We start from the raw sequence: 14,896 nt of genomic DNA, 5'->3' as shown, positions 1-14,896 counted from the left end.
GGGAGTGAAAAGTACTTACGTACTTTTCACGAATTACTGAAATTAGAATTCTAAAGTACGTTTTGCAGCTTCAACAATCATATCTTTGTTTGGTAACCAAACATTTTCAGCTTGTGTGAATGGGTAAGCAGTATCTGCTGCAGCCACACGTGCGATAGGTGCTTCAAGGCTAAGTACAGCGCGTTCTGAGATTTCAGAAACAACGTTCGCACCAACACCCGCTTGTTTTTGAGCTTCCTGAACCACTACAACACGGCCAGTTTTTTCAACTGAAGCGATAATAGTTTCAATGTCAAGCGGCTGAACCGTACGTAAGTCAACGATTTCTACAGAGTGACCGTCTTTTGCAAGTTCTTCTGCTGCCTTGACTGATTCCTGAACCATTGCACCGTAAGTGATGATAGAAAGATCTGTACCTTCTTGAACAACCGCCGCTTTACCAATTTCAACTGTGTACTCTTCTTCAGGTACTTCAGCACGGAATGAACGGTATAATTTCATATGTTCTAAGAAGACAACTGGATCGTTGTCACGGATAGCTGAGATCAGAAGACCTTTAGCATCGTAAGGATTTGACGGAATAACAACTTTAAGACCTGGAGTCTGAGCCATTAAACCTTCTAAGTTATCTGCGTGAAGTTCAGGTGTGTGAACACCACCACCAAATGGTGCACGGATAACAACAGGAGCTGGTTTAGTACCGCCTGAACGGAAGTTCTGACGAGTTAATTGAGCTGCGATTGAGTCAAATACTTCGAATACGAATCCGAAGAACTGAATTTCCATAACTGGACGGAAACCAGTTAAAGATAAACCAACAGCTAAACCACCGATACCTGATTCAGCAAGTGGTGTATCGAATACACGGTCTTCGCCGAATTCTTTTTGAAGTCCTTCAGTCGCACGGAATACACCACCGTTGACACCAACGTCTTCACCGAATACTAAGACATTTTCGTCATTTTTAAGTTCAGTTTGAAGTGCATTTGTTATTGCCTGGATCATCGTCATTTGTGCCATGACTTACTTCGACTCCTTCTCTTTGTAGATTTCATATTGTTCTTTTAAGTTAGCAGGCATTTCACCTGAGTACATGATTTCTGCTAATTGAGAAACAGTCTGTTTAGGTGTGCCATCTGCTTCTTTAAGTGCAGTTTTGATTTCTTCTTTAGCACGTTCCATTACTTCGTTTTCTTTTTCTTCAGTCCAAAGACCTTTGTTTTCTAAGAATTTACGGAAACGTACAAGTGGATCTTTTTTAACCCATTCAGAATCTTCATCAGAAGTTCTGTAACGAGTTGGGTCATCCCCTGCCATTGTATGTGGACCATAACGGTATGTCATTGTTTCAATTAATGATGGACCGTCGCCAGCGATAGCGCGTTCACGAGCTTGTTTCGTTACGAAGTAAACAGCAAGTGCATCCATACCATCTACAACAGTACCTGGGATACCTGCTGCAACAGCTTTCTGCGCTAATGTTTTAGCAGCTGTCTGTTTTTCACGTGGTGTAGAGATTGCATAGTTGTTATTTTGGATAACGAAGATTGCAGGTGCTTTGAATGCAGATGCAAAGTTGATACCTTCATAGAAGTCACCTTGTGAAGATCCGCCATCACCTGTGTAAGTGATTGCAACGTTCTGTTTGCCTTTTTTCTTAAGACCAAGCGCAACCCCGGCAGTCTGAACATATTGAGCACCGATGATGATTTGTGGTGCAAGTGCGTTCATACCTTCTGGGAACTGGCTACCTACAAAGTGTCCACGAGACCATAAGAATGCTTTAGTCAGTGGAAGACCATGCCAGATTAATTGTGGAACATCACGGTAACCCGGAAGAATCCAGTCTTCTTTATCAAGCGCATACTGAGATGCGAGCTGAGAAGCTTCCTGACCTGCTGTAGGTGCATAGAAACCTAAACGACCTTGACGGTTTAATGAGATAGAACGTTGGTCAAGTACACGAGTCCATACCATTCTTTCCATTAATTCTACTAACTGTTCGTCAGTTAAGTCAGGCATATATGCGTCATTTACGACATTACCATCTAAATCTAAAACTTGAACTACTTCAAACTTAGATTCAATTTCATTGAGTACTGATACTGCATCGAATGGTGCTTGTTTCTTCGAAGCCATTCAATTCACCAAACCTTTCGGATATATTTATATTTACTTGAATCATTCTAACACAAAACTGTTCTAGTGTTAAACAAAAAAATTCCATAACAATTTCAAGGGTGTATTTACTGTATTAAGTAGGTTTTAACACTCTGTAATACTCATTTAACACTTGCTGTTATAAAACAATTATTTATCGTTTAATAATTTGACGATGTCGCCGGATTCCTTTTGAACTTGTTCCATCGTTTTATTGAAAGTCGTCATATTTTTCTGGAAAGCACTTGTTGATTTATTCAGATTTTCAATCTTAGAATTGACTTCACTCGTCTCTGGACTTTTACCCTCTAAGTACTTGAATAAATCATTTTCTTTCTTCAGTACATCTTTGTATGCAGTCATCAGACCATCATGCTCTTTGTATTTCTTTTCAAGTGCATTCGTCAGGTCAGACGCTTCTTTTTTCTGATCTTTATCTTTAATTTCGCTTGCTAAATCTTTCGCTTTTTTAAATTCAGCTTCAGATTCATCATAAGCTTTAATCTCTTTGTCGATTGCTGCACTTCTTGCAGATGCATTTTTAACCAGTTTTGTTGCTGTATTATTGATGACTTTAATTTCCTGTTTTTTAGCTTTGCTGATTTTATTGAACAGTTCCACTTTTTCAGATTCGAGCTTCTGCAGATTTTTATTGACTTCTACTACCGGTTTTTCTTTAGCGTTGACCGTATCAATCTGTGTGTAGAATTCTTCTAACTGTTCAGTCTTATTGCCGCAGCCTGCAAGCATCATCACTGACAGTCCTGCTATTACTAGTTTCTTCATATTTATTATTTCCTCCTTTATCATTCAGTTTTATAGTAGCCTTTTTTAAAAAGTGATTCAATGTTTATCCTAGTGCGTTGTTTCTGCTATATTATAAAAAAGGAGTGATTACATGTTAACCATGAAAGACATCATCAGAGACGGACATCCGACGTTAAGAGAGAAAGCACAGGAAGTCAGTCTACCATTATCACAGGAAGATGTTCAGCTCGCTGATGACATGCTTGAATTCCTGAAAAACAGTCAGGATGACAAGATAGCTAAAAAATATAAGCTGAGAAGTGGCGTCGGACTCGCCGCACCTCAGCTTAATATTGCGAAACGTCTGCTCGTCATTCATTTCTATGATGAACAGAAAGAGGATTACATTACGCACCAGCTGTTCAATCCAAAGATTGTCAGTCACAGCGTGGAGAAAGCCTACCTCCCTCAAGGTGAAGGCTGCCTCAGTGTAGACGAGAGCATACCAGGACTCGTTCACCGCTATGCCCGTATTACAGTGAAAGCTATTAATCGTGAAGGTGAAGAAGTCAAGCTTCGTCTTAACCGTTTCGCTGCTATTGTCGTGCAGCATGAGATTGATCACTTGAATGGTGTCATGTTCTATGACCACATCAATGAGGTTGATCCATTTAAACCTGAAGCGAATGCGACAGCAGTCGAATAAAAAGAGTTGCCAGTAGTTTTACTGGCAACTCTTTTTTTGAGTCTGAGTTGGAAGCGGCATGAGTATCGTCCCGCAGATTCTGTTTCCAGGACGTTGCACCTCTTGTTTCGCTGGATTCTCCTGCGTAACGTCCCGCTAGAGCTGTTTCCGGGACGTTGCTGCAGAATACCAATCCAAATCACTACTCACTTCTCTATTAAATTAACCCCAGCTTCTTGAATGCATTCTGTATCCCATTATCCTCTACATCAGTGGTCACAAAATCTGCACCTTGCTTGAGTCCTTCGACTGCATTACCCATCGCAATGCCTGTTCCAGCCCATTCTATCATTTCGAAGTCATTGTTGCCGTCACCTACTGCAATGACATCTGCCTGACTGAATCCCAGCTTCTCAGCAAACTTTTTGATTCCTTCTGCTTTTGAACCGTTGGATGGCACGACGTCCCGACTGAACTCATGCCAGCGATAGAACTTAATAAGCGGGTATTTGTCATTATAGACAGCATCCGTTTCGCTTACCTGAAAGAGGAGTGCCTGAAAAATCTCATGATGCTGAAAATAACCATCCTCAAATCTTGGATGCTCCAACTTAATAGAACCCATACTTTCTGTAATATGGTCGTGATGTTCAATATTGGATACCGCTTCTTTTTCTCCTAAAAATACCATCGGATGGTCGTGCTCTCTTGCCAGCTTCTCAAGTTTCGTCAGTGTCTGCGTGTCCAGTGGATTACGGTAGATCACTTCAGAGTTATAAACGACGTACTGACCGTTATAAGCAACGAAATTCGGAATCTTCGTATCCGCCATGACCTGCTGCATATTATAAGGCGCACGACCTGTGGCAATAGCGAGTGTATGCCCCGCTTCTTTCAGTTGACGGATCGTCGCATGTGTTGTTTCCGGAATATGATGCTGTCTGTCATAAAGTGTGCCATCTATATCGAAAAAAATCAGTTTTTGTGTCAAAGTGATTCCTCCTTTTCTTTAACCATATCTCACTTTATTGCTAAACTCTAGTTTTTACTTTGCACTCCCACTCGACTTCATGTAAAATAAAGATACTCATACAATCTGTACGGTGAAGAGCCCTAGAGCAGCTAGGGCCTTATTTATGTTAATTATTCATTTAGGAGGATATATATATGGCAATTTTTAAAGTATTTTATCAGGAAGACAGAAGCGAAGTTATCATTCGCGAAAACACGAAAGTTCTATATGTTGAAGCTGAAACGGAAGAACAAGTCCGTAAATCATTAGCAGATCGCCCTTACAACATTGAATTCGTTCAAAAACTTGAAGGTGCACATCTCGAATATGAAGAGAAATCACCTGCATTTAAAGTGGAGACTATCTAATGAATCTCCTGCAAAAAAATGAAGTCGGCGTATTCGCGCTAGGTGGAATGGGCGAAATCGGTAAAAACACCTATGCTATTGAATATAAAGATGAAATTATCGTCATCGATGCAGGGATTAAGTTCCCGGATGATGACTTACTCGGAATCGACTATGTGATTCCGGACTACACTTACCTTGTGCAGAATCAGCACAAGATTAAAGGTCTTTTCATCACACATGGTCACGAAGACCATATCGGTGGTGTACCTTTCTTACTTAAACAGCTGAATATACCTATTTACGGCGGTCCGCTCGCACTTGGGCTGATCCGCAACAAGCTTGAAGAACATCACCTTCTGCGTACGGCTTCACTGAATCCGATTACAGAAGACAGTGTCTTTGAATTTGATAATCTGAAAGTGACGTTCTATTTAACGACTCACTCCATTCCGGAAGCATACGGTGTCGTCGTACACACGCCAGAAGGTAAAATCGTTCATACAGGTGACTTCAAGTTTGACTTTACGCCAGTCGGTGAACCTGCGAACATCGCTCGTATGGCTGCTCTTGGTGAAGAAGGCGTACTCTGCCTGCTTTCTGACTCAACGAATGCAGAAGTACCGAACTTTACAATCAGTGAACGTGCGGTCGGTCAAAGCGTTGAACAGATTTTCCGTAAATGTACAGGTCGTATTATCTTCGCTACTTTCGCGTCAAATATTTACCGTGTACAGCAGGCTATCGAAGCAGCGGTTAAGTTCGACCGCAAGATTGTCATCTTCGGCCGCTCTATGGAAAACAATATCAAAATCGGTACAGAACTTGGTTATATTAAAGTACCCCCTGAGACATTTGTAGAAGCGAACAAGATCAACAGTATTCCGAAGCACAAACTGCTCATCCTCTGTACAGGTTCTCAAGGTGAACCGATGGCTGCACTGTCACGTATCGCTAATGGTACACACCGTCAGGTCAGCATCATTCCTGATGACACTGTTATCTTCTCAAGTTCCCCTATTCCGGGTAATACGAAGAGTGTCAACAGAACGATCAATGCACTCTATAAAGCAGGCGCAGATGTGATTCATGGTAAACTGTCTAACATCCATACATCAGGTCATGGTTCTCAGGAAGAACAGAAACTGATGCTTCGTTTAATTAAGCCGAAGTTCTTCATGCCGATTCACGGTGAATACCGTATGCAGAAGCTGCATGGTCAACTTGGTATCGACTGCGGCGTGAATCCTGATAATGTCTTTATCCATGAAAACGGGGACGTGCTCGCTCTGACACATGATTCAGCCCGCCATGCAGGTAAGATCCAGTCGGGTAATATTCTTGTTGACGGCAGCGGTATTGGTGACATTGGTAATGTCGTCATTAAAGACCGTAAGATTCTGTCTGAAGATGGACTTGTTATTGTCGTTGTCAGCATCGATTTCAGAACTGGGCAACTTTTATCGGGACCAGACATCATTTCACGCGGCTTTGTCTATATGCGTGAATCCGGTCATCTGATTTACGACGCACAGCGCATGATCAAGAAAACAGTTATCGAGAAACTGAACAATACAGAAAACGTTGAATGGCATCATATCAAAAATGCAATCACGGAAAGCCTCTCGCCTTATCTTTATGATAAGACAGCTCGTCGCCCGATGATTCTGCCGATGATTATGAACGTCGATAACTAAAAAGCTGAACAGCAAATGCTGTTCAGCTTTTTAGTTATCTTCTAATTTACTCTCAAATCGGCCGAGGTCATTATCATGACCGATAACAATGAGGATATCTCCACGCTGGATGTACTCACCTGGATCCGGTGAGACTGTGATATGCCCATTACGCTTAATCGCTATGATATTCAGTCCGTAATTTGCACGAAGATCTAAATCCAGTAAAGACATGTCTTCAAGTTTAGGACCTGCAATAATCTCAACGATTGAATGCTCATCAGCAAGTTCCAGATAATCCATGATAGAAGAGTTAGACAGTTTGTGAGCGAGTCGTCTGCCCATATCCCTTTCAGGATGGATAACCGTGTCTGCTCCTATCTTATCCAGCACCTTCGCGTGATAGTCATTCTGTGCTTTAGCGGTTACTTTCGCAACCCCTAAATCCTTTAAAATCAGGGTCGTCAGAATACTGGCCTGGATATTGTCCCCAATAGCGACGACGACATGGTCAAAGTTCCGGATACCCAGACTCTTCAGAACAGTTTCGTCTGTAGAATCTGCGATGACCGCATGGGTTGCGATGTCTGCGTATTCGTTGACACGCGCCTCATCGCTGTCAATGGCCATGACATCGATGTCCAGTTTATTCAGTTCTCTGACGATACTGCCACCGAATCGACCGAGTCCGATGACTACAAATTCCTTTTCCATTCCCTACCTCCGTTTTCCTGAGACGTAATCTGCATCAAAGATGAATAATCTCAGTAATAATACTAAAGAAGGAACAAGTAAAAGTAAACCTGCAATAAATACAATCACCAGTGCAAGTGCCATCGAATCATTTACCACTGCATGATTTAAGTCGATATAAGGATAGAGAATATAAGGCATCTTACTGATACCATAGCCGAAGAACGCTAATGCGAACTGAATCATGATAGCAATAAACGCGATACCGTGGTTGCGGCGCTGCCAGATCAGGACGAAACCGATCAGGAAGAAAACAATACTTAAGCCGAAGAGCCACCAGTAATGTGTAACAGCAGTATTAAAGTGTTCAGCATTATGCTGTCTTAAGCTTAAGAAAACGAACTGACAGATGACAATCATTGGACCTGCCCAGATCATAAACCATTTTCTAAGCAGTTCATAGGCCGGCTTATCATCTGCTTTATGTGCGTAATAAGTCAGGAATGCTGATGAGATATACAGCACAGAAACGATAGATAAGAAGACGACTGCCCATGCATACGGGCTCATCAACAGTTCAAAATAATCCAGTGATACACCATTCTTAGTCTTCTCAATAAAACCACCTTCAGAGATAGTGAGTACAGTAGAGAATGACGCAGGAATCAGAAGCCCCGTCATACCGTATAGAAAGACCCACTGGAACTTCGTATCTTTACCGTACGTCTCAAATGCATAGAATGCGCCACGGATGGTCAGTAAAATCAATGCAATGGAAGCAGGAATAAGTAAAGTGGTTCCGAAGTAATAGGCCGTATCTGGGAAGAATCCGACGATACCGACAAAGAAGAAGACGAGGAAAACATTCGTCACTTCCCATACCGGATTCAAATACCGGGATACCAGTTCATTGATGATATGATCTTTTTTGATGATTTTTGCATAAAGCATAAAGAAACCGGCGCCGAAATCGACGGCGCCAACTATGATGTAACCATAGAGAAATGTCCACAGTACAGTGATTCCTATGTGCTGATAGTCCATTAAGCTTCTCCTCCTACATTAGCGCGGTTATTTTCAATATCGATGACCGCGGGTTTATCTTTAAAGATACGAATCAGTACATACACACATGAGAAGCCAAGAATTAAGTACAGGAGGGCAAAAGCTGCGAGTGTCAGTGAAACCCCGTTAGCCTGTGTCACACCTTCTGCTACTTTCATGTAGCCTCTTAAAATCCATGGCTGTCGACCCATCTCTGCTAAGAACCAGCCGAATTCAATCGCCAGCATACTCATAGGGCCAGTCAGTGCAATCATATAGAGCATGAAGGAATGGTGCGCCCAGTCTTTCTTGAATTTCTTCAGTATAAAGTACAGAACAGAAATCGCGAACGAGAAGACCCCGAAGAACACCATTAAGTCAAAAAAGTAATGAATGACAAGCGGTGGACGTTCGTCTACTGGTATTTCATTCAGTCCTTTGATTTCAGTATCAATACTGTTATCCGCGAGGAAGCTCAGCATGCCCGGAATTTTAATAGCCCCTTTGATTTCCTGTGCTTTTTCATCGACCGTACCAAACAGAACAAGGTCAGCACGGCTGCTCGTATCAAAATGCCATTCCATAGCAGCTAATTTCTCAGGTTGTTCGTGATGCAGGAACTGTGCTGAAGCGTGACCTGCCATCATCGCAAAAAGTGAGAAAATAAGACCTGTCAGTACCGTCACTTTTAAGCCTTTTTTATGATAAGCGCGGTCGCTGTCAAACTTATTGCGCAGTAACTTAACAGCAGCAATACTGGCTAACATAAAGGCGATTGTCATGCCGCCTGTTGTCACTACGTGGAATGCACGCACGAAGAAAGAACTGTTTAACATGGCCGCAACCGGATCGATATTAACCAGCTGGCCGTTAACCATATCGAAGCCTTCCGGTGTATTCATAAATGAGTTCACACTTGTGATGAACAGGGCACTCATCGTAGAACCGATGATGATTGGAATCGTCAGTAACCAGTGCAGCCAGCGGTTTTTGAAACGGTCCCATGTATATAGATAAATACTTAAGAAAATCGCTTCAAAGAAGAATGCGAAAGTTTCCATGAAGAGTGGCAGTGCAATGACTTGTCCACCGATACGCATAAATGATGGCCATAAGAGTGATAACTGCAGACCAATGATTGTACCGGTAACAACACCCACTGCGACTGTAATCGTAAAACCTTTCGCCCAGCGTTTTGCCATAGCGAGATACGCAGGGTCTTTCTTGTAAAGGCCGAGCCCTTCCGCAATCATGAACATAAATGGTAAAGCAACACCTATCGTTGCAAAAATAATATGAAATGCCAGCGTCATACCTGTCAGTAATCTGCTGATAACAACAGCATCCATTAATTTCCTCCTTATGTGATTTTTATCACAAATTTAATAGTTTTATTATACTAGACCATTCCCTATTATTCTAATAGATGGCTCATTTATTTTGTAAAGATTTAGTGAACAAAGTTTGAAATTTTATACAGAAAACGCTACGATGATAAAGATTACAACTTGGAGATGATTGAATGAATATTACCATTTATACACAGGATAGCTGCCCACCGTGCCAGTATATCAAAAACTATTTTAAAGGGCAGAATCTCCCTTTTACCGAAAAGAATATTAAGAACAGTGCATATCGTCAGGAAATGATGGACATGGATGCATTCAGTACACCGCTGATCATCATTAATGGCGAAGTCATCCATTCAGTCGATATGGATAGAATAGAAGCGCTGATACATGAATAAGAAGTGGCTGCCTTTTAAGTCTAAAAAAGAAGATGTTGTCATCAAAAAGCATTCACTCAAATTATTGAGACAGCCGCATGCAGAACCACTTAAAGTCATCCATATTTCTGATCTGCATCTCGGCTTTCACTATAGTTATGATGACCTTATTTACCATATCCAGATCATCAATGACTTGCACCCTGACCTTATCATTATTTCAGGCGACCTGTTTGATAATATAGACTATTACCAGAACCCGGAGCATCTTATTCCACTTCTTAAGACATTGAAAGCACCACTCGGCGTCTTCTTCTCTTATGGCAACCATGATCAGCGTATTCATCAGACACCGAGGATCAATCGTATACTCAGTGCAAGCCATATTCAGCTGCTGACGAATACAGGTGTGCTACTCAATTATGATTCTGAGCCAATTTTCTTAGGAGGTCTGGACGATGTCATCAATAGTAAAGGGAATGTCTATCAGACGCTGAAAAACCGTCCAGAGGACATGATGACCATGATGATTGTCCATGAGCCTGACTATGCAGATTTTGTTGAACAATTTGGCATCGATTTGCAGTTCTCCGGCCATAGTCATGGTGGACAGATTCGGATTCCGTTACTCGGTGCACCTGTCAGACCGCAACTTGGACGAAAATACGTCAGGGGTCTTTACAAAGTAGGTAAGATGACGCTTCATGTATCGCCCGGTCTCGGAACGACTCATCTGCCTATCCGTCTCTTCTGCCCACCAGAAATAACTTTATTTAATATTAAGTGATAAAAGCCATATCCCGGGACAGGATATGGCTTTTTAACTATGAATGACTATTTAAAGACTGTGGCCACAGCGCAAAGTCCCGCAGATCCTGTTTGCGGGACTTTCCTCCTTACTTACAGCAGTCTTTTAAAATAAAAACAGCGATAACTTCTGAATTTAATCAGAGCTATCGCTGTTAAAATTTCTATATTACTGGTTGTTAACGAGCTGAACGACTTCTTCCTGTGTCGCACAGTTAAGCGCCTGTTCTGCCAGTTTTTCCATTTGACCTCTATTTAAGTTCTTGACCTGACGACGTGCTTTCAGGATGCTTGTTGCACTCATAGAAAACTCATCTAAGCCAAGTCCTAATAATAAAGGAATTGCTGTTGTATCTCCGGCCATTTCACCGCACATACCTGTCCATTTGCCTTCTTTATGGCTGGCGTCAATGACTTGTTTCACTAGACGCAGGATAGCCGGGTTATACGGCTGATACAGGTAAGAGACACGTTCTGACATACGGTCAGCTGCCATCGTGTATTGAATCAGGTCATTCGTACCGATACTGAAGAAGTCCACTTCTTTAGCAAAGATGTCAGCCATAGCTGCTGTTGAAGGAATTTCGACCATGATACCCACTTCGATATCATCTGCGACTTTAACCTTCTCATCTTTTAACTTCGCTTTTTCTTCTTCTAAAATCGCTTTCGCCTGACGGAATTCATTGATTGTCGCAATCATCGGGAACATGATGCTTAAATGACCTTCAGTCGATGCACGAAGTAACGCACGAAGCTGTGTTCTGAAGATGTCCTGCTGGTCTAAGCAGAGACGAATCGCACGGTAACCAAGGAATGGATTCATTTCGTGCGGTAAGTTTAAGTATGGCAGCTCTTTGTCGCCACCGATATCCAGTGTACGGACAACGACGCGTTTCCCTTTCATTTCTGAAAGAACGCGTTTATAAGCTTCATACTGTTCATCTTCAGTCGGCATTGACTCACGACCCATATAAAGGAACTCTGTACGGTAAAGACCGATACCTTCAGCACCGTTATTTATAACACCTTCTAAGTCGTCAGGTGTACCGATATTAGCAGCAAGTTCAACGTGAACACCGTCTGCTGATTCTGTTTTGTCATTGACAAGCTGTTTCAGCTCTTCTTTGTCCTGAATAAACTTCGCTTGTTTATCTTTGTAAGCAAAAATCATGTTTTCATCAGGATTGATGATAACATCTCCAGTAGAACCGTCGATGATGACAATATCACCTTGTTTGATTGACTTCGTCACATCTATAGTACCCACTACAGCCGGAATTTCTAAAGAGCGGCTCATAATAGCAGAGTGACTTGTACGGCCACCTATATTAGTTGCGAACCCTTTAACAAATTCTTTGTTCAGCTGTGCAGTATCTGATGGTGTTAAGTCATGAGAGATAATGACTACATTTTTATCAATCGTACTTGGATTAGGTAAAGTAACGTCTAACAGATGCGCAAGCACACGTTTAGAAACGTCACGGATATCCGCGGCACGCTCTTTCATATATTCATTATCCATTGATTCAAAAATAGTGATAAAGTTATTCGCAACTTCCATCAAAGCACTCGGTGCATTTGTCTGGTTGTTACGGATATTTTCTTCAATCGGATTGATCAGTTCAGGATCTTCAAGCACAAGTAAATGGGCATCAAAGATAGCTGCTTTATCTGGACCAAGAGCGACTTCCGCATTGTTTCTAATCTGCGTGAGTTCTACTTTTGATTCATTAAGAGCTGCTTTAAACTTTGCTACTTCTGCTTCAGTATCTGTTACTTTCTGATCATTATAAGATAAATCGGGTTCAACTAGCAGATAAGCTTCTGCAATTGCAACGCCATCTGAAGCGCCGATTCCTTTTAAAGTCATTGACATTATTTAGTCAGACCTTCTTTAGATAATACGTCACTGATTGCCTGAATCGCTTCTTTTTCATCAGTACCTTCAGCATATACAGTGATTTCAGCGTCTTTACCGACACCTAAACTCATTACGCCCATAATAGATTTAAGATTCACTTTTTTACCGTTGTATTCTAATTGCACATCTGAATCAAATTTACTTGCAGTCTGTACCAGCATTGTTGCCGGACGTGCGTGAATACCTGTTTCGTCGATAATGACATAGCTTTGTTGTTCCATCGTTCATCTTCTCCTTTAGGTTGCATAATTTTATATATAAACCTTATGTCTATACAGATTTAGAATAGCAAATCATAGCCGATACTTCAAATTTTTAGACAATTACATTAAACTGCGTGCGACCTGATCACATTTCTTCGCGTGATCTTCGCCCAGTTTCTTCATCAGCTTATAGCTGATACCCGCAGCCACTGCCTGTCCTACAACTGGAATCCATCTGACTTGTTTCGCTGCCTCGCGTTTAGCAAAAGCCTTCAATACGACTGTCAGCAGCTTCGTTGTGATATTACGTCCGATAAAGTCACTACCCTTTTTCGCCGCTGTAAACATGACCTGCTGTTTCATATCTGCAGCCATATTGTTGACCTGTTTATGACTCAGTCCGTAGACTTTATTGATGTCTTCAATAATATCTTTCATCAGTTTCAGATCAACCCCGACGTCAATACCCGGAATCGGTACGACAGAAGCAGCCGAACTCATCAGCGCTTTGTTCTGGATGACTTTGTCTGCCTGCTGACGTCGTTCAATCAGTTCTGCTTCTGAAGTCGGCAGTGAATAAAGAACCGTTTTTTCGTCCTTATTGATGGTTTTACCGACTTGGTTGATTACTGTATCTAAAATTCCCATTAATGACACGTCCTTTTTTATAAAGTTAATGTGTTATTCCCGGAAATGGTCAGTTTTAATCAAGAATTTTAACGAAGACCACTTTCAGATACTTAGAGGGTTTGTATGAATTCGTTGTTTTGAAGTCTTTCGGCAGCCCCATGACATCAGTAATTTCATATTCTCTGCCTGCCAATGTATCGTGAATCATTTTTTTGAACTGTGGCAGCGAATAATTGCTGGCATTGGTACTCAGTACCATGTAGCCGCCGCGATTTAAGATTGGCAGAGCGCCTTCAATGAGTTCATGATAGTTATCCTTGACGCTGAAACGCTTCTTCTTGGAACGCGAGAAACTAGGTGGATCAATAACGATCAGGTCAAAAAGCATTTTCTTACGTGCACAGTATTTCAGCATATCAAAGACATCCATCGTATAGAGCAGCTGTTTGTCGATATTGATTTCGTTTAAGGCGAAGTTCTGCTCAATCAGTTCCAGTGAGCGCTTTGCGATATCAACGTTGACTGTTTCAAGACCATTTTTCGCTGCCGCTACACTGAAACCGCCTGAATAAGCAAACAAGTTCAGCATCGGTTTCTTCAGATCGAGTGACATGATTTTATTGCGGACATCTCGCTGGTCAAGGAAGATTCCTGTCATCGGCCCCTCTTCAAAGTTGATCGTATAGAATAAATCATTCTCTGTAATGATGATCGGAAACTCCACCGCTTCTTCACTGATACGATGAGTCGGGACATTTTTATCGAATCTGAGTTTCTCATAAAGCGTTTTGTAGTCAAAGATCTCCTGCAGACTTTCAACAATCACATCTTTATAATGATAGATGCCTTTTGAGTACCACTGAATCAGAAAATGCCCATCGTAGTCATCAACCGTAAATCCGCCAAGGCCATCTCCTTCACCATTGTAGACACGAAAAGCATTCGTATGCCCAGAATTGTAAAGTGACTCGCGTTCTTCTTTTGCCGCTTCAAAGAGCAGCTTAAAGAAATGCGTATCTAGTTTAGTCTCAAGATTGTCACCGATTTTATAGCCTGCCCCGCGATTCTGGCGACCAAAATAAAAAAGACCGAGGTCAGTGCCGTCTGACGCCTTCAAAACAAAGCGTTCACCCTCGTTCATTGTATCCATATCGAAAATATCCGCTTCTTCCAGCACGAGGTAACCGTCGCGATACTTTTTATCGTGCTTATGTTTTAAAACTACTTTCTTCATGTCTGCAC

16 protein-coding genes are annotated in these 14,896 nt (G+C 41.7%); 5 read left to right on the top strand and 11 right to left on the bottom strand.

Annotated features, from left to right (window positions below):
- Positions 1 to 42 precede the first annotated feature (42 nt).
- From MGG13_RS04310 to MGG13_RS04300, 3 genes are all read right to left on the bottom strand, one after another.
- Positions 43 to 1,020 carry an alpha-ketoacid dehydrogenase subunit beta gene (locus MGG13_RS04310; RefSeq protein ID WP_133431093.1) on the bottom strand — a complete coding sequence of 326 codons (978 nt, stop codon included), beginning with the start codon at positions 1,018 to 1,020 and terminating at the stop codon, positions 43 to 45.
- Positions 1,021 to 1,023: 3 nt separating this feature from the next.
- Entirely contained in the window at positions 1,024 to 2,139 is a 1,116-nt protein-coding gene (gene pdhA, locus MGG13_RS04305; protein WP_133431094.1) for a pyruvate dehydrogenase (acetyl-transferring) E1 component subunit alpha, read from the bottom strand.
- Positions 2,140 to 2,310: 171 nt separating this feature from the next.
- Positions 2,311 to 2,946 (bottom strand): YkyA family protein, encoded by a 636-nt coding sequence (locus MGG13_RS04300; protein ID WP_165983044.1) that lies wholly within the window; start codon positions 2,944 to 2,946, stop codon positions 2,311 to 2,313.
- A 112-nt stretch (positions 2,947 to 3,058) separates the two neighbouring features.
- Between MGG13_RS04300 and def the strand changes: the two genes are divergently transcribed.
- Complete coding sequence (def, locus tag MGG13_RS04295) at positions 3,059 to 3,613, top strand: peptide deformylase (RefSeq protein ID WP_239035495.1); 555 nt, start codon at positions 3,059 to 3,061, stop codon at positions 3,611 to 3,613.
- 196 nt (positions 3,614 to 3,809) lie between these two features.
- Here def and MGG13_RS04290 read toward each other — a convergent pair whose 3' ends face one another.
- Complete coding sequence (locus MGG13_RS04290; RefSeq protein WP_239035494.1) at positions 3,810 to 4,583, bottom strand: Cof-type HAD-IIB family hydrolase; 774 nt, start codon at positions 4,581 to 4,583, stop codon at positions 3,810 to 3,812.
- Between the two features lie 176 nt (positions 4,584 to 4,759).
- Between MGG13_RS04290 and MGG13_RS04285 the strand changes: the two genes are divergently transcribed.
- Both MGG13_RS04285 and rnjA read left to right on the top strand, forming a co-directional pair.
- On the top strand, positions 4,760 to 4,972 hold the full coding sequence (locus tag MGG13_RS04285) for a DNA-dependent RNA polymerase subunit epsilon (protein WP_133431098.1): 213 nt from the start codon (positions 4,760 to 4,762) through the stop codon (positions 4,970 to 4,972).
- Complete coding sequence (rnjA, locus tag MGG13_RS04280) at positions 4,972 to 6,648, top strand: ribonuclease J1 (RefSeq protein WP_133431099.1); 1,677 nt, start codon at positions 4,972 to 4,974, stop codon at positions 6,646 to 6,648. Before MGG13_RS04285 ends, rnjA begins: the two co-directional genes overlap by 1 nt.
- A 30-nt stretch (positions 6,649 to 6,678) precedes the next feature.
- Here rnjA and MGG13_RS04275 read toward each other — a convergent pair whose 3' ends face one another.
- From MGG13_RS04275 to MGG13_RS04265, 3 genes are read right to left on the bottom strand one after another with little or no spacing between them, the layout of a single operon-like run.
- A complete protein-coding gene (locus MGG13_RS04275) occupies positions 6,679 to 7,341 on the bottom strand; it encodes a potassium channel family protein (RefSeq protein WP_239035493.1) in 663 nt (220 codons plus the stop codon).
- A gap of 3 nt (positions 7,342 to 7,344) precedes the next feature.
- Positions 7,345 to 8,364 carry a cytochrome d ubiquinol oxidase subunit II gene (locus tag MGG13_RS04270; protein WP_133431101.1) on the bottom strand — a complete coding sequence of 340 codons (1,020 nt, stop codon included), beginning with the start codon at positions 8,362 to 8,364 and terminating at the stop codon, positions 7,345 to 7,347.
- A complete protein-coding gene (locus MGG13_RS04265) occupies positions 8,364 to 9,713 on the bottom strand; it encodes a cytochrome ubiquinol oxidase subunit I (RefSeq protein WP_133431102.1) in 1,350 nt (449 codons plus the stop codon). Before MGG13_RS04265 ends, MGG13_RS04270 begins: the two co-directional genes overlap by 1 nt.
- Positions 9,714 to 9,886: 173 nt before the next feature.
- On the opposite strand from MGG13_RS04265, the gene MGG13_RS04260 reads away from it, so the two are divergent.
- A complete protein-coding gene (locus MGG13_RS04260) occupies positions 9,887 to 10,111 on the top strand; it encodes a glutaredoxin domain-containing protein (RefSeq protein ID WP_239035492.1) in 225 nt (74 codons plus the stop codon).
- Positions 10,104 to 10,877: a metallophosphoesterase gene (locus MGG13_RS04255; protein ID WP_239035491.1), complete on the top strand. Its 774-nt coding sequence runs from the start codon at positions 10,104 to 10,106 to the stop codon at positions 10,875 to 10,877. The genes MGG13_RS04260 and MGG13_RS04255 overlap by 8 nt, the downstream gene beginning before the upstream one ends.
- 189 nt (positions 10,878 to 11,066) lie before the next feature.
- Here MGG13_RS04255 and ptsP read toward each other — a convergent pair whose 3' ends face one another.
- From ptsP to MGG13_RS04235, 4 genes are all read right to left on the bottom strand, one after another.
- Positions 11,067 to 12,776 (bottom strand): phosphoenolpyruvate--protein phosphotransferase, encoded by a 1,710-nt coding sequence (gene ptsP, locus MGG13_RS04250; RefSeq protein WP_239035490.1) that lies wholly within the window; start codon positions 12,774 to 12,776, stop codon positions 11,067 to 11,069.
- Positions 12,776 to 13,042, bottom strand: coding sequence for a phosphocarrier protein HPr (locus MGG13_RS04245; protein WP_133451149.1), 267 nt, complete (start codon positions 13,040 to 13,042; stop codon positions 12,776 to 12,778). Before MGG13_RS04245 ends, ptsP begins: the two co-directional genes overlap by 1 nt.
- 102 nt (positions 13,043 to 13,144) lie before the next feature.
- Positions 13,145 to 13,672 carry a DUF697 domain-containing protein gene (locus tag MGG13_RS04240; protein WP_239035489.1) on the bottom strand — a complete coding sequence of 176 codons (528 nt, stop codon included), beginning with the start codon at positions 13,670 to 13,672 and terminating at the stop codon, positions 13,145 to 13,147.
- Between the two features lie 55 nt (positions 13,673 to 13,727).
- On the bottom strand, positions 13,728 to 14,888 hold the full coding sequence (locus MGG13_RS04235) for a class I SAM-dependent rRNA methyltransferase (protein WP_239035488.1): 1,161 nt from the start codon (positions 14,886 to 14,888) through the stop codon (positions 13,728 to 13,730).
- Positions 14,889 to 14,896: the final 8 nt, after the last annotated feature.

The organism is Macrococcus brunensis (assembly GCF_022343725.1).
GTDB classification, from domain to species: domain Bacteria; phylum Bacillota; class Bacilli; order Staphylococcales; family Staphylococcaceae; genus Macrococcus; species Macrococcus brunensis.
Note: the sequence above shows the minus strand (reverse complement) of the source record. Positions and strands in the feature narration are given on the sequence as shown.